The 25,056-nt window shown below is 40.7% G+C and carries 20 protein-coding genes; 10 read left to right on the forward strand and 10 right to left on the reverse strand.

Going from position 1 to position 25,056, the window contains the following annotated elements; all coding sequences use genetic code 11:
- The first annotated feature begins 8 nt into the window (after positions 1–8).
- Complete coding sequence (gene sprA / locus PDL71_RS06100; RefSeq protein WP_407526781.1) at positions 9–7,283, forward strand: cell surface protein SprA; 7,275 nt, start codon at positions 9–11, stop codon at positions 7,281–7,283.
- Positions 7,284–7,289: 6 nt separating this feature from the next.
- On the opposite strand, the gene PDL71_RS06105 is transcribed toward sprA, so the two are convergent.
- Positions 7,290–8,195: a LysR family transcriptional regulator gene (locus PDL71_RS06105; RefSeq protein WP_407526784.1), complete on the reverse strand. Its 906-nt coding sequence runs from the start codon at positions 8,193–8,195 to the stop codon at positions 7,290–7,292.
- Positions 8,196–8,285: 90 nt separating this feature from the next.
- Here PDL71_RS06105 and PDL71_RS06110 point away from each other — a divergent pair, with 90 nt between their 5' ends.
- A complete protein-coding gene (locus PDL71_RS06110) occupies positions 8,286–9,725 on the forward strand; it encodes an NADP-dependent isocitrate dehydrogenase (RefSeq protein ID WP_407526787.1) in 1,440 nt (479 codons plus the stop codon).
- A gap of 11 nt (positions 9,726–9,736) precedes the next feature.
- Positions 9,737–9,979: a hypothetical protein gene (locus PDL71_RS06115; RefSeq protein ID WP_407526790.1), complete on the forward strand. Its 243-nt coding sequence runs from the start codon at positions 9,737–9,739 to the stop codon at positions 9,977–9,979.
- Between the two features lie 107 nt (positions 9,980–10,086).
- On the opposite strand, the gene PDL71_RS06120 is transcribed toward PDL71_RS06115, so the two are convergent.
- Genes PDL71_RS06120 through PDL71_RS06140 form a run of 5 tightly spaced genes read right to left on the reverse strand, consistent with a single transcriptional unit; the run spans position 10,087 to position 15,103 of the window.
- A complete protein-coding gene (locus tag PDL71_RS06120) occupies positions 10,087–11,511 on the reverse strand; it encodes an HAD-IB family phosphatase (protein WP_407526793.1) in 1,425 nt (474 codons plus the stop codon).
- Between the two features lie 4 nt (positions 11,512–11,515).
- Positions 11,516–11,752, reverse strand: coding sequence for a hypothetical protein (locus PDL71_RS06125; protein ID WP_407526796.1), 237 nt, complete (start codon positions 11,750–11,752; stop codon positions 11,516–11,518).
- Between the two features lie 48 nt (positions 11,753–11,800).
- Positions 11,801–13,189 (reverse strand): ATP-binding protein, encoded by a 1,389-nt coding sequence (locus PDL71_RS06130; protein ID WP_407526798.1) that lies wholly within the window; start codon positions 13,187–13,189, stop codon positions 11,801–11,803.
- The gene (locus PDL71_RS06135; RefSeq protein WP_407526801.1) at positions 13,186–13,878 is read right to left on the reverse strand and encodes a response regulator transcription factor; all 693 of its coding nucleotides are present in this window, start codon (positions 13,876–13,878) and stop codon (positions 13,186–13,188) included. Before PDL71_RS06135 ends, PDL71_RS06130 begins: the two co-directional genes overlap by 4 nt.
- A 7-nt stretch (positions 13,879–13,885) precedes the next feature.
- Complete coding sequence (locus tag PDL71_RS06140; RefSeq protein WP_407526804.1) at positions 13,886–15,103, reverse strand: cation:proton antiporter; 1,218 nt, start codon at positions 15,101–15,103, stop codon at positions 13,886–13,888.
- A 508-nt stretch (positions 15,104–15,611) separates the two neighbouring features.
- On the opposite strand from PDL71_RS06140, the gene PDL71_RS06145 reads away from it, so the two are divergent.
- The 3 genes from PDL71_RS06145 (at position 15,612) to PDL71_RS06155 (ending at position 18,458) form a co-directional block, all read left to right on the forward strand.
- Positions 15,612–16,427 carry an enoyl-ACP reductase gene (locus PDL71_RS06145; protein WP_407526807.1) on the forward strand — a complete coding sequence of 272 codons (816 nt, stop codon included), beginning with the start codon at positions 15,612–15,614 and terminating at the stop codon, positions 16,425–16,427.
- A gap of 124 nt (positions 16,428–16,551) precedes the next feature.
- On the forward strand, positions 16,552–16,809 hold the full coding sequence (locus PDL71_RS06150) for a SemiSWEET family sugar transporter (protein ID WP_407526810.1): 258 nt from the start codon (positions 16,552–16,554) through the stop codon (positions 16,807–16,809).
- A 17-nt stretch (positions 16,810–16,826) separates the two neighbouring features.
- Entirely contained in the window at positions 16,827–18,458 is a 1,632-nt protein-coding gene (locus PDL71_RS06155; protein ID WP_407526813.1) for a beta-N-acetylhexosaminidase, read from the forward strand.
- A gap of 171 nt (positions 18,459–18,629) precedes the next feature.
- Here PDL71_RS06155 and PDL71_RS06160 read toward each other — a convergent pair whose 3' ends face one another.
- Positions 18,630–18,851: a DUF2795 domain-containing protein gene (locus PDL71_RS06160; protein WP_407526816.1), complete on the reverse strand. Its 222-nt coding sequence runs from the start codon at positions 18,849–18,851 to the stop codon at positions 18,630–18,632.
- A gap of 161 nt (positions 18,852–19,012) precedes the next feature.
- Between PDL71_RS06160 and PDL71_RS06165 the strand changes: the two genes are divergently transcribed.
- Entirely contained in the window at positions 19,013–19,663 is a 651-nt protein-coding gene (locus tag PDL71_RS06165) for an ABC transporter ATP-binding protein (RefSeq protein ID WP_407526819.1), read from the forward strand.
- 60 nt (positions 19,664–19,723) lie between these two features.
- Here the strand turns inward: PDL71_RS06165 and PDL71_RS06170 are convergent, their stop codons facing one another.
- The 3 genes from PDL71_RS06170 to gatC form a co-directional block, all read right to left on the reverse strand.
- The gene (locus PDL71_RS06170; RefSeq protein ID WP_407526822.1) at positions 19,724–20,281 is read right to left on the reverse strand and encodes a cob(I)yrinic acid a,c-diamide adenosyltransferase; all 558 of its coding nucleotides are present in this window, start codon (positions 20,279–20,281) and stop codon (positions 19,724–19,726) included.
- A 121-nt stretch (positions 20,282–20,402) separates the two neighbouring features.
- Entirely contained in the window at positions 20,403–21,101 is a 699-nt protein-coding gene (locus PDL71_RS06175; RefSeq protein ID WP_407526825.1) for an ABC transporter ATP-binding protein, read from the reverse strand.
- A gap of 8 nt (positions 21,102–21,109) precedes the next feature.
- Positions 21,110–21,487 carry an Asp-tRNA(Asn)/Glu-tRNA(Gln) amidotransferase subunit GatC gene (gene gatC / locus PDL71_RS06180; protein WP_407526828.1) on the reverse strand — a complete coding sequence of 126 codons (378 nt, stop codon included), beginning with the start codon at positions 21,485–21,487 and terminating at the stop codon, positions 21,110–21,112.
- A gap of 38 nt (positions 21,488–21,525) precedes the next feature.
- Here gatC and trpS point away from each other — a divergent pair, with 38 nt between their 5' ends.
- The 3 genes from trpS to PDL71_RS06195 all read left to right on the forward strand — a co-directional run bounded on the left by trpS (position 21,526) and on the right by PDL71_RS06195 (position 25,025).
- Positions 21,526–22,530 carry a tryptophan--tRNA ligase gene (gene trpS / locus PDL71_RS06185; RefSeq protein ID WP_407526831.1) on the forward strand — a complete coding sequence of 335 codons (1,005 nt, stop codon included), beginning with the start codon at positions 21,526–21,528 and terminating at the stop codon, positions 22,528–22,530.
- A 101-nt stretch (positions 22,531–22,631) separates the two neighbouring features.
- Entirely contained in the window at positions 22,632–23,267 is a 636-nt protein-coding gene (locus tag PDL71_RS06190) for a deoxynucleoside kinase (protein WP_407526835.1), read from the forward strand.
- 468 nt (positions 23,268–23,735) lie between these two features.
- On the forward strand, positions 23,736–25,025 hold the full coding sequence (locus tag PDL71_RS06195) for an aminopeptidase P family protein (protein ID WP_407526839.1): 1,290 nt from the start codon (positions 23,736–23,738) through the stop codon (positions 25,023–25,025).
- Positions 25,026–25,056: the final 31 nt, after the last annotated feature.

Raw genomic sequence — 25,056 nt, forward strand, 5'->3', positions numbered from 1 at the left:
CTGAGACTTTGACCCCGTTGCATTACACCATATTTGCTAAAAAAGCCATGGCGTCTTTGTTGCTGTTATGTGCAGCACAAATCGGCTTTGCAACCCCTTCGCCGGTTAAAGATTCCATTCCTTCCGGTGTTCCATTAAAATATCCATTGCAGGACAGAAGAGGCGATGCCTTCAACTATCCTAAAGCAAATAATCCTTTTGATCTCAATAAGCCGGGCAACATCAGCGACTCCATAGTGTATGATCCCGCAACCAAACGTTATTACATCTACGAAAAAATCGGTCGCAGTTGGTACCGCAAACCCACCTATCTCACTTTTGATGAAATGGTGGCGTATAAAACACGTCAGCAGGAGCAGGAGTATTTTCAACGCAGGCTTAATACCACATTAAACCTGAACCGACGCATCCAGGATCCCAAACTCAACATCCGTGAAAGTTATTTTAACCGCTTGTTCAGTAATACCGGTGTGCCGAAAGTTGAAATAAGACCCCAGGGTAATGTAACGCTCACAGCAGGATATATTGGTCAGAATATTAAAAACCCCACTCTTCCGGAGCGTGCCCGCCGTAATGGTGGTTTTGATTTTGATATGCAGGCCAATTTTGGGTTAAATGCCAAGATTGGCGATAAATTAAATTTCCCTGTTACTTACAATACATTAGCCAACTTTCAATTTGAAAACCAGTTAAAACTGGATTACACCGGCAGCAGTGATCAGATCATTAAACGTATTGAAGCGGGGAACGTTTCTTTTCCTGCAAGGGGTACCTTAATGCCCGGCGCTTCTACCTTGTTTGGTATTAAAACAGAACTGCAGTTTGGAAAATTATTTGTGACCACGGTACTGGCGAATCAAAACTCCAGCCGCCAGCAAACACAGGCACAGGGAGGAACCGGTTTGCAGCAGTTCCAGATAAAAGCAGATGAGTATGAAGAAAACCGTCACTTCCTCATTGCACAGTACTTCCGTAAGAATTATAATAAAAATATGAAGAACCTGCCGGCCGTAACATCGCCGGTGCAGATTTTGAGAATGGAAGTTTGGGTTACCAATCGTACCGGCTCTACCACTGAAAACAGAAATGTGGTAGCCTTGATGGACCTGGGTGAAAATCAACCTTATAATTCAAACGTAATTTCTTTAACCGGCACTGATTTTCCGCAGAACAATGCCAATGATCTGTACAGTCGTATTCAAAACGATCCGCAGGCGAGAGATGGTTCATTAGTAACAAACCGCTTAACCACATTCGGTTTACAACCTGTGCAGGATTTTGAACGCACGTTTGCCCGTAAGCTTCGTCCTGAAGAATATTATTTCAATTCACAGATCGGTTTTCTTTCACTCAATACAACACTGCAGCCGGATGAAGTGCTGGGTGTAGCCTTTCAATACACCGTTAATGGAAGAGTTTACCAGGTGGGTGAATTTTCTAACGATGTAACACCGGATACTACCGCCAATAATTCAGGCACACAAAAAGTACTGTTCCTGAAAATGCTGAAAGCAACATCGCAACGTCCTGTATTGCCCATTTGGGATTTGATGATGAAGAACGTGTATTCTGTTGGCTACGGACAACTGGAGCGGAAAGATTTTAAACTCAATATTCTTTACCAGGAACCGGGCGGTGGTGAAAAAAGATATATTCCTGAAGGTGAAGAAAAAGGCAGACCCATTCTTGAACTGGTGAATCTTGACCGGCTCAATAATCAAAACGATCCGCAGCAGGATGGCGTGTTTGATTATGTGGAAGGCTTTACCGTTATATCCTCTCAAAGCCGGATCGTGTTTCCCTTGCTGGAACCTTTTGGCGCTGATCTCAATTATATTTTCCGTGGTCCTGATTCCACACAACTGCGGCAGAAGTATTTATTCTATCCCTTGTATGATTCCATCCGCTGGGTAGCACAGCAATCGCCACAGCTCAATCGTTTTGTAATGCGTGGTGCTTCAAGAAGTGCCGGTGCCAGCAATGAAATTTCTTTAGGTGCATTCAATGTAACTCCCGGCAGTGTTTCAGTAACGGCTGGTGGTAACCGCTTACAGGAGAACGTAGATTATGTGGTGGATTATAATCTCGGCACCGTTAAAATCATTAACCAGGCAATCATTAACGCAGGTATTCCTGTAAGTGTAGGTTTTGAAAATAACGCAACGTTTGGTAATCAAAACAGAAACTTCATGGCCCTGCGCCTGGATTACCGTTTAATTGAACGCCAGACGAAACAACTTACCATTGGTGCTGCCGTGATGCGTTTGGGTGAACGCCCCTTCTTTACCAAAATGAATTACGGCGATGATCCCATCCGCAATACTATGATTGGTGGTGATATTAATTTCCGGAGTGACTGGCGCCGCTTAACCAGGTGGCTGGATGCACTTCCGTTTTATTCTACCAAACAGGTTTCAACAATCAATTTGTACGGCGAGGGTGCCCGTATATTTCCAAGTACAGCACGGCAGATTCGCCCGGAAAAAGGCGGCGGTGGTTTGGTGTACCTTGATGATTTTGAAGGTACCCGTAATGGTATTGATCTTCGTTTTCCGTTTATTGCCTGGACGCTTGCATCTACACCTTATCAATCAAGAGATCGTTTTGGTACGGAGTTGTTTCCGGAAGCAGGTTTGATAAACCAACTGGATTATGGTTATAACCGTGCTAAACTAGCCTGGTATAATATTGAACCTGTATTGCAGGAGCGCCGCAGTCCTAATAATCCGTACAGTAATAATCTGAACGAGTTAAGTGATCCACGTGTTCGTTTTGTAAACAGGGTTGAAGTGTTTCCGCAGGCCACACCTGATTTAGGGCAGAATCAACTCATCACTTTTGATCTTGCGTTTTATCCAACAGATCGTGGTCCTTATAACTATGATGCAAGACCGGGCAGTATTAATGGTACTAATGGCAAACTGCTGAACCCCAGAAGAAGATGGGGCGGTATTATGCGTGCCATTGACCAGATTGATTTTGAAACCAACAATATTGAGTTTATTGAAATGTGGATACAGGATCCGTTTATTCTGAATCCAACCAGTACCGGCGGACAGATGTATTTTAACCTTGGTAACATTTCAGAAGATATTTTAAAAGACGGAAGACGTTTTTATGAAAACGGATTGAGTACATCACAAACACCTGCGAGGGAAGATACCAGTACCTGGAGCCGTGTGCCACGCAACCCCATCCAGATTGCACAGGCCTTCAGTAATATTCCTGAAGAACGTCCGCAGCAGGATGTGGGCTTTGATGGTTTTACGGATGATGATGAACGGAGTTTTCGGAATAATTTCATTAATCTCTACCGCACCAACTATGGCACAGGTGCAGCATTTCAACGGCTCAATGCTGATCCCAGCAGTGATAATTACATTCATTTTCGTGATGAACAATATGATGCCCCTACTATTTCTATATTGAACCGATATAAAGAGTTTAATAATCCGCAGGGTAACAGCCCGGTTTCAACCAATAACCAATCGTTTACTTCGGCCTCTTCACTTTATCCGGATAATGAAGATCTCAACCGTGATAACACATTAAATGAAGTGGAAGAATATTTTCAATACGTAATGGAACTGCGTCCTAAAAATGATGCCGTGATGCAGGTGGGACAAAACTATATTGCCGACAGAAGAGATGTAACGGTGAATCTTGCTAATGGTAACACACGTGTAGAAACATGGTATCTCTTCCGCATTCCGATCCGTCAGTACCAGTTGAAAGTGGGTAATATTCCCGACTTCAAGAGTATTCGTTTTATGCGGATGTTTATGACCGGGTTTGAGGATTCGCTTGTAGTGCGTTTCGGAAAACTGGAACTGGTGCGTAACATGTGGCGTACGTTTACATATGGTTTGGATTCTACAGGACAATACACACAGGTACAAAATCAGAACCTTACATCCTTTAATGTAACTGCTGTAAATGTAGAAGAAAATGACCGCCGTGTTCCCGTTAACTATGTAATTCCTCCCGGTATTGAAAGGGTACAACAGTTAAGTAATAATGGTGTTAACCTTTTACAGAATGAACAATCACTCAGCATGCAGGTATGTAACCTGCAGGATGGTGACAGCCGTGCTGTATTTAAAACACTCAACCACGATCTGCGTCAGTACAAGCGTGTACGTATGTTTATGCATGCAGAAAGTGCCGGCAGAGCAGATCAGTTACAGGATGGAAATGTGATTGCTGTTATTCGTTTTGGTACTGACTTTATTAATAACTTTTATGAAGTGCGGATGCCGTTAAAAGTAACCCGTTGGGGAAGTCTTTTAAAAGATACGATTGTATGGCCTGCACAAAATGAATTTGATCTGAACCTGGAAGAGCTCATCCGTTTTAAATTGAGAAGATCAGGAAGCGTAAATACATTGTACACTGAAAACCGTGGTAACGGTATCCGCTGGGCAGTGATGGGTAATCCTAACCTGGGTGAAGTAAAAGGTTTCTTAGTAGGTGTTGAAAATAATAAAGGTGATGGTAACTCCAATGTTTGTGCAGAAGTGTGGGTTAATGAATTGCGTTTAAGCGGCCTGGATGAAAAAGGTGGCTGGGCCGGTGTGGGCAGAATGGATATTCAACTGGCTGATTTAGGAACCATCAGTGTATCCGGTGCGGTACGTACACAAGGATTTGGTACTATTGAACAAAGAGTAAATGAACGCAGCCGGGAAGATTTTTCACAGTTTGATATTGCCACCAATCTGCAGTTAGGAAAGCTGTTGCCTAAGAAAGCAGCCATTGATATACCTTTTTATGCCAGCTATTCACAAACAGTGATGAATCCTGAGTACGATCCGTATGACCAGGATGTGAAGTTCAAAGACAAACTCAATAATTCTAATAATAAAGATTCACTCAAACAACTGGCGCAGGATTTTGTAGGTATCACAACGGTGAACATCACCAACATGCGCAAGAACAGAACCAGTACTAAAACACCTAAAGTGTATGATATCAGCAACTTTGATGTGAGTGGTTCTTATACCAAAACAGAACGCCGTAATCCGCTCATTGAAAGTGATGTGGTTGAAAAATATTATGCAGGTCTTGGGTACAATTATGCACCACAGCCAAAATATATTGAGCCCTTTAAAAAGCTGATTAAGTACAGAAGCCCCTGGTGGAATATTCTTAAAGACTTTAATATTAACTATCGTCCAAGTCTTTTGAGTTTCCGTGCTGATATCAACCGTCAGTTTGGTGCTGCACGTGCAAGAGAAGTACAGATTCCGGGTGTGCCGCCCAGTCCGTTTAAAATACCTGAAACCTACGACAAGTATTATGTGTTTGATCGTGTTTACAACATGCGTTGGGATTTAACACGTTCACTCAACGTCGATTTCTCTGCAACTAATAATGCCCGTATTGATGAACCTTTTGGTCGTATTGATGATGCAGCCAAAAAAGATTCAGTAAGAAAAAACCTGTTGCGTGGTGGCCGTAATGTTATTTACAAACAAACAGCCAATGCATCTTATAATTTTCCGTTGGCAAAAATTCCGGCGCTTGACTGGACTACTGCACGTTTCAACTATGCAACCACTTATAACTGGATAGGAGCGTCGAGGTTAGCTATTAACTTAGGTAATACGGTTGAAAATTCGCAGCAACGCATCTTTACAGGTCAATTGGATTTTATGCGTTTGTATGCAAAATCTAAATTCCTCCGTTCACTGGATGTACAAACAGATAAAAACCAGGCGCCGCAGTTAGCATCACCTAATATTCAATTCAATCCAAAAGATACAGTTGGTAAGAGTAAGAAATTTGTTGCCCGTTTATTCAGAAGATTAAATCGTTTGGAAGCTAAGAAAGATCAGGGCATACAGGTAGAGCCGGCACCCGCTTTAAAGTTTGCAGGTAAGCTGCTTACAGCTATCAAAACTGTAAACATCAATTACACACAATCCTTCAATTCCCGTTTGCCGGGTTATACTGACAGTACACAGTACATTGGTCAAAACTGGAGATCAAGAGCGCCGGGATTGGATTTTGTTTTTGGACGACAGCCTGATGTTGAATGGCTGAACCGTGCAGCGAATAAAGGTTGGATGACGAGGGATACAAATTTTAATTTCCTCTTTACACAGAGTTACCGTGAAGAGTTAAAACTGGAAGCAACCGTAGAACCCTTCCGTGATTTTACAGTTGATTTGAATCTCAGCCGTTCGTTCAGCAAAAACTCATCAAGCTTATTTAAAGACACAACGGGTTCCGGCAAGTTTGCAAATCTGAATCCTTATGCAGGTGGCGGATTTGAAATTACGTTTATCTCGTACCAAACCATGTTCCGAAAGTTTTCGGCTACCACACCGGGTGAAACATTTTTACAGTTTGAACAGTACCGCCAGATTTTATCCCGTCGTTTAGGCACTGTCAATCCATATACGGGCGGACAGGTGAACACTGATAACTTTTACAAAGGATATGGACGTTATGCACAGGATGTATTAATACCTGCATTCATTGCTGCTTATACCAACCAGGATCCGGAGAAAGTGGCATTAGTAGGACAGGACAATAAACGTATCAACGATAATCCGTTCCGCCGTTATATTCCAAAGCCTAACTGGCGTTTAACGTATAATGGGTTATCAAGACTGCCGGGGCTTGAAAATATCTTTACGAATTTTTCAATCACCCATAGTTATAACAGTAATCTCAGCATGAATAATTTTACATCTGCTTTGTTGTATGCAGATCAGCTGGGGTTAGGATTCCCATCGTTCCAGGATACGATTTCTAAAAACTTTGTGCCTTATTTCATTGTACCGAACGTGACCATCAGTGAGCGTTTTCAACCATTGATTGGTATTGATGTGCAAATGACTAATCAACTCAACTTTAAACTCGATTACGGACGCAGCCGTACTATCAGTTTAAGTTTGGTGGATTTCCAGGTGAGCGAAGTACGTAGTGTGGATATTACTTTCGGAATGGGCTGGCGCAAACGTGGATTAAAGCTGCCGTTTAAAGTGCCATTCACAAAAAAGGATTCCAAAACACTGGAGAATGATATCAGTTTCCGTTTTGATCTTACCTACAGGGATAATGCCATTGCCAATAATATTCTTGATCAGCGGAATACCATCCCCACCGGCGGGCAAAAAATATTAAACATCAATCCCTCCATTGACTATGTGTTGAACAACCGCATCCGTATGCGTTTGTTTATGGAGCAGAGCCGTGTGATCGGTTATATTGCAACACCACCACCGGTAGTAAATACAAGAGCAGGTTTACAGATCAACATCAGTTTACAGTAAGCTGTTTCAAAAGAGTTCCCTTGTAATATTTTGTTTTTCTTTTTTCAGGAACTGCAAATAAGCTTCTGCTGCCGGGGAGAATTTTTTATTCCGCAGCCAGATTAATTGCCATTTACTTTCAATAGGGAAACCCTGTACCGGAATAATCTGCAGCTCACCATTCTTTAATTCATTGCGGATGCCTATAACAGGCATAATTGAATAGCCAAGACCAGCAATCACCGCCTGCTTCACTGCTTCGTTACTGGTAAGTTCCATTTTTTTCTGAACAGGCAGTTTGTTTTTCTGAATATAGCGTTCCATTACAAGCCGGGTGCCGCTTCCGTTTTCCCTGTAAATAAGCGGCAATTGCTGGAAGATTGATTTGGTGTAAGGTTTTTTCTGAAATTTCTCTTTGCTGTTTCCAATCAGGTAAAGTTTGTTTTCTGCCAGTTCTATCGCCTGTACCTTTGGTTGGTCCGGCAATACACTTACTAAAGCAAAATCAACTTCATTCTGCTCCAGGCTTTGCATTACTTTGCTTTTGTTGGTTACATCCATTTTGAGTTCAATGCCTTCATGTTGTTTCAGGAAATTGCTGAGGAAGAAGGGCATAATATATTGCCCGGTGGATACCACGCTTATTTTCAGTTTGCCGGTTAATGCCCCTTTATACGCCATGGTTTTGTAATTGATGGCATAAACCTGTTCCAGTATTTTTTCTGCAGCCGCAGCAATTTCAAAGCCAAAATCAGTAATGTATAACTGCCGTCCTGTTACTTCAGTAAGCGGTATTTCAAATTGCGATTGAAAATTTTTAAGCTGAATGGACAGGGCCGGCTGTGTTAAGTGCAGTTCTTCCGCAGCACGTGTTATGCTTTTGGTTTGTACAATCTTTTGGAAGATCTGTAGTTGATGCAATGTAAAATTCATAAAAAATATTTATGGGATCTATTATAAAGTTAAATGAAATTTAATGAAACGGGACTTCTACTTTTGGCCTGCAAAAAAAATAACTGATCAATGAAGCAAAGAATTACTGTAGCAAAAGGTGATGGCATCGGTCCTGAAATTATGGACGCCACACTTAAAATCATTCTGGCTGCCGGTGCTCAGATTGAGGTAGATGAAATTGAAGTGGGCGAAAAAGTATACCTGGCCGGTAACACTGCCGGTATTGCCAAGGAATCATGGGATGTGATTCGCCGCAACAAAGTGTTTTTAAAAGCTCCTATTACCACACCGCAGGGCGGAGGTTACAAAAGTCTGAATGTAACAACCAGGAAGTTTTTGGGTTTGTACAGTAATGTGCGTCCTTGTATGAGTCTGCATCCTTTTGTACGCACCAAGCATCCACAGATGGATGTGGTAATTGTAAGAGAGAACGAAGAAGATCTTTATGCCGGTATTGAACATCAGCAAACGGATGAAGTGGTGCAGTGTTTAAAACTCATCAGCAGACCCGGTTGTGAAAAGATTGTTCGTTATGCTTTTGAATATGCTAAAGTTTATGGCCGCAAAAAAGTAACCTGTTTTACAAAAGATAATATCATGAAGCAAACAGATGGTTTGTTTCATAAAGTGTTTGATGAAATTGGGGTAGAGTATCCGGAAATTGAAAAAGAACATTGGATCATTGATATCGGTGCAGCTAAAATGGCAGATACACCGGAAGCCTTTGATGTAATTGTGATGCCTAATTTATATGGTGATGTGTTGAGTGATGTGGCTGCACAGATAGCAGGATCAGTTGGTTTGGCAGGTAGTGCTAATATTGGTGAAACCTGCGCCATGTTTGAAGCGATCCATGGTAGTGCACCCCGCAGGGCCGGACAAAACATGGCCAATCCCAGTGGTTTATTGCAAGGTGCTATCATGATGTTGAATCATATTGGCCAGACAGAAGTAGCTGAAAAAGTACAGAATGCATGGCTCAAAACCATTGAAGAAGGTATTCATACCTATGATATTTTTAAAGAAGGTGTGAGTACGCAGAAAGCAGGAACAAGTGAGTTTGCAGATGCAGTAATTGCCAACCTTGGTAAAAAGCCAACTACATTAAAAGAAGTGAGCTATGCAAAAGGTCAAACACTTAACCTTCCGAAAGTAGGACGCAAAGCTCCTGCAAAAAAGGAATTGGTTGGTGTGGATGTGTTTGTACACTGGGCCGGTACCAATCCTGATGAACTGGCAGTAAAAATGCAGAAGATCAACTTTGGAGATGTGCAACTGAGTATGATTACCAACCGTGGTATTAAAGTATGGCCCGATGGTTTTGAAGAAACATTTTGTACGGACCACTGGCGTTGCCGTTTTAAAAATAAGAACGGTGATCTGTTACGTAAAGATGATATTATTCAATTACTGCAATCATCATTGAACGAAGGAATTGATGCCATAAAAACAGAAAACCTTTACAACTTTGATGGTGTGGCAGGTTATTCATTAGGCCAGGGACAATAAAATCAACAACTATGCAAATCAAAATACTGGAAGGAAGTTTTTCAGCAAAAGAAGCGCTGGACATCTTAACACAGCTGGTGCATGTAAAAATCCGCTACCATGAAACTAAAATTCAGCACCTGGATAGCGAAGAGGATATTAAAATGCGGGAGAAACGGATACAGCAATTACAGAAAGATTTGTATGAGCTGCGAACGTATCTGGAAAGCGGGAAAAAGAAAGTGAATCTTTTAGGCTCGATCGAAATCCGATGATTATACCGGGGCACTCTGCAAAGAGTGCTTCTTTTTTTAGGGATGGGTATAAAAAAAACTGCAGGCACAGACGTGCCCGCATTGCTTAACACTCTATTAACCGAAAACTACTGCTGAAAGTGAAACTGTTGAACAGTTCCTTTACTATATTTTTTTTCTTCCAGTAATAACAAACTGCTGAAAGATGGTTTGTTTATTATTATATCTGCTTCTTGCTCCAGTAAATGATTGTCAGTACAGAAAGCCACTCCCACGCCCGCCTTTTGAATCATGCACAGATCATTTTCGCTATCTCCAATACAAATGCAGTTTTCTATAGCGATGTTATACCGCTTTGAAATATGCATTAATGCATTGGTTTTACACACTTCATGGTGGCATTTACTTTCCAGGTTATTATAAAACCAGGATGGAATAATGACTTCTCCTGTTGCCTTTCCTTCAAAAAACTCCAAACGGTTTCCAATGGCGAAGTCAGCACCGATTTTTGATTTCACATAGTCAACCACCAGTTGATAACTGTCGCTGATAATACCGATAACATAACCATTTGATCGTAAAACATTCACTACATCCTCTGCATCATGCACAATGGGGATGGTAGCTGCTGTTTGCAGCAGCTCTCCCATTGATAGGCCCTTGATCAGGTTTGCGATTCGTTTGGTTAGTACGGCCGGGTGTTTTTCGGTAAGCCGTAACCTGTTGAGTTCTTCCTCAAACAGATATTTTTCCGCAAGTGTATCAATAAATCGTCCCCGCAGCAGGGTATTGTCCATATCAAATACCACCATCTTACGCAACACCTGCATTTCGTCTTTTACAGTTGTTCCCAATTCTTCTGTAATCACATGCATAAGACCGAGTTCATTTAAGTTTACAGGATCTTTTTGCCGGAGTGTTGCTTTTTGGATGATTGCTTTAGAAACTTCGCTGCTCATCTTACCTAACTGCTGCCAGGGTTTACTTTTATTTTCAATATACCCGATGTTGATTTCTTTTACTCTTGCCTGCATCAGGAACATATCAATGAGTATTCCTACATCAACACCATAGTCAGTAAAAAAATCAATTTTGCTGAAGAAAGATTTTTTCCCTGCTATCATTCCGCTGAGCGGCTGCTGAAACGCAGAAAGTTCCGGAAAGAAAATCTTCAGCAAAGGTTTTGCTACCAATTCTGTTACTCTTCCTGCATTTCTGGCAAAAGCACCTTTTACAAAATCACATTCATTCTCAATCAGCGGTTGTACCAGTCTTGAAACAGTCTTTTCAGGGTACGGATGAATATCTGCATCCAAAAACACCAATAGCTGATTGGAAGCAGTGCGGATGCCATCTCTCATGGAAAGACCTTTGCCCCGCACATCACTGATGATTACTTTGGCACCGGCGCTTTGTGCATTCTTTACCGTGTCGTCTTCACTTTTATCATCCACCACAATTACTTCTGAAACCAAAGGCTCCTGCAAACTGAAGCGAACAACTTCAGCAATGGTATCCTGCTCATTTAATGCCGGAATGATAACGCTTACCATTTTGTTAGCTTTTAGTTTTTTTAATGTGGTTTCTGTTAGAAGTGAGACTGTCAATCTTTTTTGAAAGCACAGCCAGTTTTTGTTTCGCTTCTAACTGTTTGATATGAAGGGAATCGTTTTTAAGAATCAATTGCTGTCTTTCCCGGATTAATTGCCTGTTATTCTGAACAGCATGTACCAGTAATACCGTGAGAAAAATTAAACCAAGCAGCAATATGATTCCATAAATCTTGGGCTTCATAGCTCTGGCAATATGCGTTACTGTTATTAAAACAGCATTAAAACAGCATTAAATCTTTTTAAGTAGTGTAGCTGCAGGTAATTGCACTTTGAAAATGGTGCCTGTTTCTTTTGTGCTGGATACTTCAATAGTGGCTTTATGTAAAGAGAGGATTCGTTTTACCAGTGTTAAACCTAAACCAAAGCCTTCTTTATGTTGTACTTTTTCTGCCCGGTAAAAGGGTTGAAAAATATATGGTTGTTCTTCTTTCTCTATTAATTCACCATTACTCTGAAAATCAACTGCAATAACAGATTTACTGAAAGAGGTTGTTACAATTGTATGTTGATCATGAGAGTATTTGCAACCGTTTTCCATCAGGTTTTTAAATGAAATATACAGTAAGTTACTGTTGCCGAAAACGGTTAATGCTTCTTCATCATCAGGAATCGTTTCAAAGTTGATGGAAACCCGGCAGGAGGAGTTGGATTTCTGAATATCCGATGCAGCCTTCAGCAATACTTCATCAATGCGTACGGGGCTTAGCTCAATGCTTCCTTCTGTACCTGTTTTGGCAATGTCCAGCAAACTTCTGGTGAGTAAATGAAGATCTTTTACATCTTCATGAATACTTTTCAATACCTCCCTGTATTCTTCGACGGTGCGTTCTTTCTGCAATGCTACTTCTAACTGGCTTGATACAGAGGTAAGCGGTGTGGAAAGTTCATGTGATGCATTGGAGATAAAACGACGTTGTATGATAAAGGACTCCTGCAGCCTGTCAAGAAGTTCGTTAAATGTTTGGCTCAGTTGGTATAATTCATCCTTTGTTGTTCTTTCAGGAATCCTGCGGGAAAGATTATTAGAGCTGATTAATCTTACTTCATGAATGATACGGCCAATAGGGTTGACCAGTGTGTTCGCAAAAAACAAGCCTGTAATAAATGAAACAATGACGCTCAGCATTACTGCAAGCAGTAAAAGATTTTTAAGATCGTTTAAATAGGTTTCTCCATCCAGGTCATAAGCCGCCATAAGTGCTATAAGATTAGCATCTTCATTAAGATAGTGAACAGCTACTGCTGTTCTCTTATCACTTGCAAAGAAATAAGTAGTGTTGATTTTTGCTGCTTCAATCTGATCCGCACTGAGTATAATGTTATGACCAGAGATATCAGAATGCTTGTAAAGGATATTATTACGGTAATCAATTACAGTTACACTTTTGTCAGCAAACGTGGTAAGAGAGGTTGCGTCCAGTTTTTTGATAATGGTGTAATTGCTATCTGATACTGATGCGGCAATCTGTGCAATACTGATTGCCCTGTTTTTTAAGCGGAGCCGGAAAAAATCAACACGTTCTTTTACGCTGAACCAATAAACAGCTAATGCAACAGCGGTTAAAATAAAACTCGCCAGTACAGCAAAGAGGATGGCAATTTTATAGCGGATGCTCATGCTTCTTCTTTCATTACATAGCCCATGCCTACATGTGTATGTATGAGCTTTTGTTCAAAATCACGGTCAATTTTTTTTCGTAAAAAGTTTACATATACATCTATCACATTGGTTTTGGTATCAAAATCCAGGTCCCATACTTTTTCTGCAATATCGCCTCTTGAAAGCACCCTGTTGCGGTTACGCATAAAATACTCCAGCAGTTGAAATTCTTTGGCAGTAAGTTGTATCGGTTTATCATCACGGGTTACTTTTTTGCTATCTACATTTAATTCAAGATCGGCTACTCTTAAAATATTTCCTGTGGGCATCTGCTGGTTTACAGATCGTTTGAGCAGGACCCGCATACGTGCCAGTAACTCACGAAACTCAAATGGTTTTACTACATAATCATCTGCCCCTGCATCAAAGCCTTCAATTTTATCATCGGTAGCACTGAGCGCCGTGAGCATCATAATAGGAACCTGTTTATTGCGGTTGCGGATGCGTTTACACAACTCATACCCGTTAACACCCGGCAAATTAATATCAGTAATTACGAGGTGAAAATTTTCTGATTCAAACATCCGCAGCCCGATAGTACCATCATAAGCAATGGCAACATAGTACTGCAGTTCCTGCAAACCCCTTGCAATACTGTTCGCTATTTTTTTTTCATCTTCAATGAGTAAAACTTTCAGTTCTTCCATACATCGTTTAATTCTGTTCTGTTACCGGAATTTCGTCGTTAATATTTTCAAACTCTTCATTTCTGTAAAAAAGCGAACCGGCTGTCATAATGAAACCGGTTACTAAAATTACAAATAAGAGAATTCCTTCGTTAAATTGTTGTAAACGAAAAGATACCGGTATGCTGTAAAATAATAAAATTGTAATTAACCCCCTTGGCATAAAAAACAGTTCGGGGAAAATATGCGCCTTCAAAAAAAAGCGGAGATAAATGAAGCGGATTACAAACAGCAACACCACAATACAGCTCCCGGCTGTAATTACCTGTAGATCGCCCAGGAGACGTACATCAATACTTAATCCAAATATAAAAAAGAAGAAAGTCCGCACCAGGAAACTTGTTTCGGCAGTGATATTGTGCAGCAGTTCATGAACCTCTTGTGTTTTTTCAGGATTGATCCATTTTTTAAAGCGGTCAAAAAGGTTGTGCCTGAAATTGCTCACCGTGAGCCCGAATAACAATATCACCAGTAATGACGGAAGATGCAGCAGTTTACCCCCTGCGTATAAAAAGATAAGCACAGCAAACACGAGAAAAAAGCGAACTCTTGTGCCGATACGTGTGAGTAAAAAAAGTAAAGCCAGCGAAACAATCACACTCGCCAGGATGCCGATGAGAATATTGCCGAAAAACATTCCGATGTTTCCGGCTTCCAGTATGCGGCCGGCAATGATGTAGTTAAATACAAGAATTCCAAGAATATCTGAAAACGATGTTTCATAAACAAGAAATTCTTTTTTCCAATCGCTTAAGTGCGAAACACTGGGTATAACAATGGCGCTGCTCACAATGGAAAAGGGTATAGAATACACCACACAATTGATGAAGGGTTCTTTCAGGAAATAATATAAAAAAGTAGAACAAACAATGGCAGAAAGTATAAATATGATTAAGGCCGATAGAAAGGCGTGCCTTATGATTTTTAACTGGTATTTGCCGGTAATAGTAATATCAAGCCCTGCTTCCAGCACAATCATGATTAAACCAATGATGCCTAACAGCTCAACAAGCTGCATGGGTGTGGAAAACGGAATCTGCAGTTGCACCAGCACTTCCCTGGCACCTAATCCTAAAAGCAGCAACAGTAAAACAGATGGTATTCCCTTTTTACGGGTAAACAGGTTGATGAGATACGAAATGATGATGAGGAAACAGGCAGCCAGAATGAAATAATAGGTATTCATTCCTGCGAAAATGCATTCCGGCTATTGAAGCAGTATTAAGAACAGATTAAAAAAGGATTAAAAGAGCATCGTTCTAAAATCAAAAACCCGGTTAACTTAACCGGGCATTGAAGGCTCCATAATTTTTTTTGTGGTTTTACAGGATATGGAGCTTGGTTTTTCAGGATTCGGATGGGTTTTTACATTGTACGGATTTGTATGGTTTTCTTACGGGTATTGGTTTTAATCAGGAGTACAAACATAAACAGGGTTGATAGGTTTTTTGATGTTTTGGCTGATTGCTTTTTGAAATTACAGATACTGTTTACCGGCCACTGCGTGGATTTTTGCCGGCTGTAGAATAAATTCTAATAACAAGTAAAGATGCTCTAAGAATTCCCGGTTTTTTGTATGGGAATGACACCCCTTTTGCCGCCGGGTTTTAAGCAAAAAAGGTTCTGCGTAAGCCCGGAATTGCCGCTTTCAGCCATTTGTTACATCTTCCTTACTTTTGGCAAAATCAACGTTTATGAGTCATCAACTTTTGAAAGGAAAGAAAGGAATCATCTTTGGTGCGCTGGATGAAAAATCAATTGCCTGGAAAACAGCTTTGAAGTGTTATGAAGAAGGCGCACAAATTGTATTGACCAATGCACCGGTAGCCCTGCGTATGGGCGAAATCAATAAACTGAGTGAGCAATGCGGCAATGCCCCTGTAATTGGTGCAGATGTAACCAATATGGATGATCTGAAAAATCTTTTTGAAAAAAGTATGGAGCATTTTGGCGGCAAGGTTGACTTTGTGCTCCACAGTATCGGTATGAGCCTGAATGTACGCAAGGGCAAGCATTACACAGAAATGAATTATGAATGGAATGCCAAGACTTTGGATATTTCTGCCATGAGTTTGCATCGTGTATTGCGTTCAGCCTGGGATATGAATGCTATTAATGATTGGGGTAGTGTAGTGGCGCTTACTTATATTGCTGCGCAGCGTGTGTTTCCTGATTATAATGAAATGGCAGATGCCAAAGCCTTGCTGGAAAGTGTAACACGCAGCTTTGGTTATCATTATGGTGTGCGGAATAAAGTTCGTATCAACAGTATTTCACAATCGCCTACACGTACCACAGCGGGAAGCGGTGTAAAAGGCTTTGATGGATTTATTAATTATGCTGAAAAAATGAGCCCGTTAGGTAATGCCAGTGGAGAAGATTGTGCCAACTATATTACGCTCATGTTCAGCGATCTTACCAGGATGGTTACGATGCAGAATTTATTCCATGATGGTGGTTTCAGCTTTACCGGTGTAACGGCGGATGTGATTGAGCAGATGGAAAAATAGAATTCGTTTGTAGTTTGTGGTTTATTGTCGCCTGTTATACATAAACTCAAGCTATTGCTTATTCACTTTAAAACTGAGGGGCCTCTAACTATAAACTACAAACCATAAACTATAAACTTATATTATGACCTTGATTGATATAGTAGGCCACTTTGGTTCATTTTTAAGCAGCATTACTTTTATGCCGCAGGTGTACAAAGCCTGGCAAAGCAAGAGTGTAGGCGATTTGAGCATTTATACCATACTGATTGTGACCTTCAGTACAGTTGTTTGGCTGGTGTACGGATTTGGATATATGCTGTGGCCGGTGATTATCTGCAACTCCATTATCTGTTTTTTGAGCCTGGTACTTTTATATTTTAAGTTGACGTTTAAAAAATAATCAGCAGTTTTGCTGGTATGATTCAAAAGATAATTATCAGCATATGCTTTATGGGATGGTTGATTGTTGCCAATGCACAATCAAACATTTCTGTTATACCGAAGCCGGTAGAATTAAAAGTGTTAAAGACTGTTGGTACAACTCTCAGCAGCCAATCAAAAATTTATTATCAGCAGGAATTTGAAGCGCAGGCAATTTATTTAAAAGAAGAGTTGAGGAAGCAAGCAGGAATCAATCTCTCATTGGTTAAGTATGAAGGTTATAAAAAGATTCCTCAAAACGCAATTGTGCTTGAAAAGTTTTTTACAGCTCAAAAGCAAAAGGAAATCTATGCAATAAAGACACAAGCAAACACTATACATATTGTTGCAGAAGATGTTCGTGGCTTCATTAACGCTTTCCAAACGCTACTTCAACTCATTCCCATCAAACAACAAACATCCATCAGCATTCCTGCTGTTTCAATTACTGATTATCCCCAGTTCCGTTATCGTGGAATGCACCTGGATGTAGTACGTCATATCTTCCCGGTGGAGTATATCAAGAAGTACATTGATTATCTCACTTTTCATAAGTTCAATACCTTTCACTGGCATTTAACGGATGATCAGGGCTGGCGATTTGAAACTACATCTTATCCAAAACTCAATTCCATTGGAAGCTGGAGAGATTCAACACTCATCGGTCATTTTAAAACTACGCCGGCCCGTTATGACGGCAAACGTTATGGTGGTTATTATACCAAAGCCGAGATCAGAGAAATTTTAGAGTATGCTAAAGTGCGTGGCATTACGGTGATTCCCGAGTTGGATATTCCCGGTCATAGTCGGGCGGCTATTGCTGCTTATCCGCAACTGAGTACAAAACCTGATACCACCTGGAATGTAGCCACTACGTGGGGTATGTACAACCGTCAAAACAATGTGCTGGCGCCAAACGATTTTACCTTTCAGTTTCTGAAAGATATTTTTAAAGAGCTCACTGATTTATTTCCATCTGCCTACATCCATATCGGTGGTGATGAATGCAGCAAGCTGTGGTGGAAGCAGGATGCAAAAACACAACAGTTCATCAAACAAAAGAATTTGAAAGATGAAGTGGCGCTGCAAACATATTTTATTGAGTATGTAGCAAAGCAACTCAAACAGATGAACCGTACAACCGTAGGCTGGCATGAAATAACAGAAGGCGATGTGGATACATCCGCTTTAATCATGAACTGGGCGGATGATGCCAAAGCATTAAGCGCTGCAAAAAAAGGATTCTCCATCATTATGACGCCGGGCAAACCCTTTTATTTTGATCATTATCAAAGCAAAGACCCGAATGATAGCCTGGCGATTCATGGTTACAATTCAACGGAAGCGGTGTACAATTATCAAATCATTCCCGAAGCATTGAAGAAAGCCGGGCTGGCACATAAAATCATCGGCGGACAGGGAAATGTTTGGACCGAATATATGGAGTGGAGCACCAAAGTGGATTATATGATCTTTCCACGCATGACCGCTTTGAGCGAAAACCTTTGGAGCAAAAACAAAAACTACAGTGATTTTTTAAAGCGATTGGATTCGGTGATGATTACCCGTTATCAATTCTGGAACAGTTCTTATTTCAAAGAGTACAAAGTTTGGGGGAAGGAGAAGTGAAAAGTGAATAAGCAATTTTTAAACAATTATTGTTTTTATTCTCAAATAACTTTCATTTTTGGTCTGACGGCCTTGGGGCCGTACCGACCAAAAGAAAACCGTTCCTTTTCAGAAACGGTTTAGCTATTTTGAGTTCGCTGTCAACTATTAACTAACAGCTATCAACTTGTTTTAATACTCATCTTCATTAAAAAAGAAATCTTCCTGGCTGGGATAATCAGGCCAGATGTCATCAATGCTTTCATAAATTTCACCTTCGTCGTCCAGTTCCTGCAGGTTTTCAACCACTTCAATGGGAGCACCGCTGCGGATGGCATAATCAATCAGCTCATCTTTGGTAGCAGGCCAGGGAGCATCTTCAAGGTACGAGGCTAATTCAAGTGTCCAGAACATAGTATTATACCCTTTTAAATTTCCGCAAAAGTAACTTTCCTGTTGAAATAACCAAATTCGGTTTTCAGGCTGTGGAAAACCCCTTTAGTTGCTGTAAAAGCTAATGGTGTTTGAGCTGTATTCTCATCAATTATGCTAAAGTTACCTTAGGTTTGTATTCTATGCTGCGATGCACAAATATTACCAAACGATACGGACAATTGCAGGTGTTAAAAGGTGTGGATCTTGAAATTGCCAAGGGTGAAATTGTAAGCCTGGTAGGCAGTAGTGGCGCCGGTAAAAGTACATTGCTGCATATTTTAGGCACATTGGATGAGGCAGATGGCGGCGAGGTTTGGCTGAACGATACTTCTTTGCACACCCTACGGGGCAATGCGCTGGCTGCGTTCAGAAACAATCACATCGGTTTTGTATTTCAGTTTCATCATCTATTGCCCGAATTTACTGCGCTGGAAAATGTTTGTATTCCGGGATGGCTGGGCAACCGCAACAAAAAGCAGGTAGAAGACCGGGCCAAAGAATTATTAAAAATGCTGGGACTGGAAAACAGAATTGATAATAAACCCAATGCTCTTTCAGGCGGGGAACAGCAACGGGTAGCTGTAGCAAGAGCACTCATCAACAACCCCGATATCATCCTGGCAGATGAACCCACCGGCAACTTAGACAGTGCCAATGCCAAAGAATTGCATCAGTTGTTTTTTGATTTGCGCAAACAATTCAATCAAACATTTTTAATTGTTACGCATAATGAAGAACTGGCTGCTCAATGCGACAGGATTGTGCATATGAAAGACGGAAAGATTATATAGCATTTTAATTTGGAATTTGGAAATTTCAGTTTTCAAATCTCTAATACCCAATCTTCAAATCTATACCCTCGGCTTCCAGGGAATTTCTTCAATACCTAAGTTATAGCCGGTATAACGGGCCAGTACAAATAAATAATCACTCAACCGGTTGATGTATTTAATTACAAGAGGTTCTACAAACATTTCTTCCTGTTGCATATGTACACACAGGCGCTCACATCTTCTGCATACACAACGGGCCACATGAATGGTGCTCACACTTACATGACCGCCGGGTAAAATGAATGATTTCATGGCAGGAACAATTTCATTCATCTTATCCATTTCTTTTTCCAGCAGGGTAACATCCTTTTCCTTTAAATCAGGAATTTTCATCCTTGGTTCTTTCTCCGGATCACAGGCCAGTGAGGAACCAATAGTAAACAAACGGTCCTGAATTTCTTTCAGCACGGCTTTGGTATGTACATCTGCCACATGATCAGTAACAAGACCAATATAGGAATTGAGTTCATCCACCGTACCGTAGGTTTCAATACGGATATGACTCTTGGGTACCTTGGTGCCGCCAATTAAACTTGTTTTACCCAGATCGCCTGTTTTTGTATAAATCTTAGCCATAACTATGTACAAATTTCTGAATGCAGATGTATAATACAGATTGCACTCTTAAATGTTCAGTAGTTTTTTTAATTAAAGAAAATTCTTCTGTTTTGTTGAACGCAGGTAAACTTATACTTGCTTAAGCCATCATTTTTTCTTTGATGCGGTCGCTTTCAATCAAGCCATCACGCAAACGAACAACACGTTGTGCATAGCCCGCTATATCTTCTTCATGCGTTACAAGCACTACGGTGTTTCCCTGTGTATGAATTTCAGAGATGAGTTTCATAATTTCTTCTGAAGTCTTTGTATCCAGGTTGCCGGTTGGTTCATCGGCCAATATGATAGAAGGATTGTTCACCAGCGCACGTGCAATGGCCACACGTTGAATTTGTCCGCCGCTCAGTTCATTGGATTTATGATGATAACGATCGGCCAGGTTTACTTTGCTCAGCATTTCCATAGCCCGTTCATTGCGTTCTTTTTTAGGCACACCTGCATAAATCAGCGGCAGTGCCACGTTTTCCAGGGCACTTAAACGTGGTAAAAGATTGAACTGTTGAAACACAAAACCTATTTCCTGGTTACGTATTTCGGCTAAGTCGTTATCGGGTAATTTACTTACGTCTTTGCTGTTCAGAATATATTGACCGCTGGTAAGTGTATCCAGGCAACCTAATATATTCATGAGTGTACTCTTACCGCTACCGGAAGGCCCCATCAGCGCCACAAACTCACTGCGGTTAATGGTAAGATCAATTCCTTTTAAAACAGGCAGTTCCTGTTTGCCCAGGTAATAACTTTTACGTAGTTGTTTTAATTCAATAACAGCACTCATGGGTTTGCTTATTTTTTTATCACTTTCGGTACCAGGAAAAACTGTTCATCATGCAGGGCTGCATTCTGCAAAGCTTCCTCTCTTGTAATGGAGTGAATGATTTCGTCTTTACGCAACCGGTTAATTTCATGCGTCAGATGCATGAGCGGTTCGGTGCCGGTAGTATCTAATTCCTGCAGTTTTTCAATAAATCCTATCAGTTGCTGCATATCACTCCGCAAACTTTCTTTTTGCTCGGGTGCAATGTGCAGGCGGGCCAGTTTACTGAGTTTATTGATCAACTCATTACTCACTTCCATAAAACAAATATAGTTGTTTCGGCGGTTGGCTTCCGCCTTTCTTGTAAAGGGTAAATTCAAAGGAAAAACGGCAGCAGTATGCAGCAAACTGTTATCTTCGCTCCCCTTCTAATTTTGATGGAATTATGAGTACGAACCGGGAAATTGTAATGAGCGGCATCCGCCCCACAGGGTACCTGCACCTGGGTAATTATTTTGGTGCCATGCGCAACTATGTAAAAATGCAGGATGAGTATGATTGCTACTTCATGGTGGCTGATCTGCACAGCCTCACCACCCATCCTGATACCAAAGAACTCCGTGAAAATGTAAAGCGGGTATTTGCAGAGAATATTGCCTGCGGGTTAGATCCTGAAAAAGTGGCGTTTTACTGCCAGAGCCATGTGCATGAAACGAGTGAACTGTATTTGTATCTGAATATGATGGCTTATAAGGGTGAACTGGAGAAAACAACCACCTTTAAAGATAAAGTGCGGCAGCAACCGGATAATGTGAATGCAGGATTACTCACTTATCCCGTTTTGCAAACGGCTGATATTATTCTGCACCGTGCTAAATATGTGCCGGTGGGTAAAGACCAGGAACAACACCTGGAAATGGCCCGCAACTTTGTGAACCGTTTTAACCATCGTTATGGTGAAGTGTTCCCGGAACCCTTTGCTTTTAATTTTGGCGGCGAATTAGTGAAAGTTCCTTCGCTGGATGGTACCGGCAAAATGAGTAAGAGTGAAAACCAGAATGCCACCATTTACCTGGCGGATGATGATGAGGTAATCCGTAAGAAAATTATGAAAGCCAAAACGGATCAGGGTCCTGCTGAGCCCAACACACCCAAGCCTGATTATATAGAAAACATATTTCAGCTGATGCGTTTGGTGAGTGATGCATCCACCATTGAAAAGTTTGAGGCGGATTATAATAATTGTGTGATTCGTTACGGTGATATGAAAAAACAGTTGGGCGAAGACATGGCGAAGTTTATAGCACCCATAAGTGAAAAGGCAGCATTCATTCAAAATGATGAGGTATACCTGAGAAAAGTTATGGAGCAGGGGGCTGAAAAAGCCCGTGCAAGTGCTGCTAAAACCATGGAACTGGTGAGAGCAGCGATGGGGCTGAATTATTTCTAAAAAAATCAAATTACAAAACACAAAATCCAAAAAGAATATTTACATTGAACGTTCTGGACCGTTGGTTCTTGTAATTTGAATTTTGGAACTTTTAAAGAGTTATGGCAAAGAATAAAAAACCAAAACATGTGGCTATCGCCGGTAATATAGGTGCCGGTAAAACAACCCTTACTGAAATGCTGGCCAAGCATTATAAATGGATTCCGCAGTTTGAAGATGTGGATCATAATCCTTACCTCAATGATTTTTATGAGGATATGCCCCGCTGGAGTTTTAACCTGCAGATTTACTTTTTGAATAACCGTTTGAACCAGGTGCTGGAAATTCAACGTGGTACTGAAACGGTAATACAGGACAGGACCATTTTTGAAGATGCACACATTTTTGCTCCCAATCTCCACGATATGGGATTGATGAGCAAAAGAGATTTTGATAATTATTTCTCCTTTTTTGCCACATTGAAAACAATGGTGAGTCCGCCGGATCTGTTGATTTATTTAAAGGCTTCTGTACCTACACTGGTGGCACAGATTCAAAAGCGGGGAAGAGATTATGAAGAGAATATCCGCCTGGATTATCTCAAAAAGCTCAATGAATATTATAACAAGTGGATTGAAAATTATAAGGAAGGAAGTCTGCTGGTAATTGATGTTGACGCTAATAAGTTTGCTGAAAATGACGAACATTTTGGTGAAATCATCCAGAAGATCGATTCACAGTTGTATGGATTGTTTTGATTGAACGCATTTGTATAAAAACAGAAAACCCTGCCAGGAATAGCAGGGTTTTTTCTTGTTCTTAGCAAACAATCGATTACGACCACTTACACTTACGTGTAGCTTTTTCAGGAGGTGCCCTTGTAATATGTTCATCCGTTTTTCAAGCCTGCCTTGAGCATGGCGGAAAAAACGTTTTTCTGTTGTTTAAGAATTGACAGCCGTCCAAAAATAAAGGTTGAACAAGGATTGGCAAAAAAGCTGCGGCTGTGCTGGTATTGATTTCATTTGGCATTTTTTCTTTTTTATTAAACAAAGATTATCGAAACTGATCGATTCATAGATATTATTAAATGATTCAATCCAGGAAGTAGTTGAATTTAAAATTTTAAATGAACGGATGTTAGTTTTCCACGTGCCTGCACAAATTGAAAACTAAATTGGGTGGGCCGTATGGTTCATGTTATTTTGCGGCATAAAGACGATTGTATGAAATATCATCCCTTAAATCCTCAGATTTTCGTTCAAAACCGGCAGCGTTTTACCAAAGCCATGTTGCCTAATTCCATTGCCATTTTTGTAAGTAATGACGAGTGGCCCATGAATGGTGATGCAATTCATGCGTTTAAACAAAACAGTGATCTGTTCTGGCTCAGCGGTATTACACAGGAAGACAGTATGGTGATTTTATTTCCTGATAATCCGGATCCTAAATACCGGGAAGTTTTGGTGTTGGTTCGTCCGAACGAACTCAAAGAAAAATGGGATGGTAAACGTTTGCGTGCCAATGAAGCCAAACAAATGAGTGGTATGCCCACAGTAGTATGGCTGGATAGTATTGATGCGTTACTGCAAACATGGATTCATTTAGCTGATCATATCTATCTGGATAGTAATGAAAACGACCGCAAAGCCAATCTCATCCGTTCAAGAGAGTATCGTTTTATTGATGAAATGCAGAGCCGTTATCCATTGCACAGTTACCAGCGTGCTGCCAAAATCATGAAAGAACTTCGTGGTATTAAAACGGCCGAAGAAATTGAAGTGGTACAGCAGGCGATTGATATTACAGAAACTACCTTCCGCCGTTTGCTGCAATTCATCAAACCAGGCGTAATGGAGTATGAGATAGAAGCAGAAATTTATCACTCCTTTCTTTCACAGCGTGCCACGGGTCCGGCTTACGGAAGCATTATCGCCAGTGGCGACAGGGCAAGAACGTTACATTATGTGACCAATAACCAGGAGTGTAAAGATGGTGAGTTGATCCTGATGGATTTTGGAGCTGAGTACGGCGGCTATTGTGCTGATCTTACGAGAACCATTCCTGTAAATGGAAAATTTACACGCCGTCAAAAAACAGTTTATAATGCATGTCTTCATTTGCATGATTATGCCAAGAGTTTATTAAAACCGGGTATTACCATTGTTGATTATACCGATAAAGTAGGAGAGGAAGCCACGCAGCAATTCCTCAAAATAGGATTGCTTAAAAAGAGCGATGTAAAAAATGAAGACCCTGAGAACAGAGCCTATCGTAAATATTTATACCACGGTATTTCGCATCACCTCGGTGTTGATGTACATGACCTGGGAACAAGAACTGCTCCCATTAAACCGGGAATGCTGTTTACCGTAGAGCCGGGTATTTATATTGAAGAAGAACAAATGGGCGTACGTATTGAAAATAATATCTGGATCACCAGGAACGGCCATAAAGATTTAATGAAAAATATTCCGATAACGGTGGAGGAGATTGAAGCGTTGATGAAGAAGTAATTTGAAAATTTGATGATTTGAAAATTTGAAA

Source organism: Lacibacter sp. MH-610 (assembly GCF_045780045.1).
GTDB lineage: Bacteria > Bacteroidota > Bacteroidia > Chitinophagales > Chitinophagaceae > Lacibacter.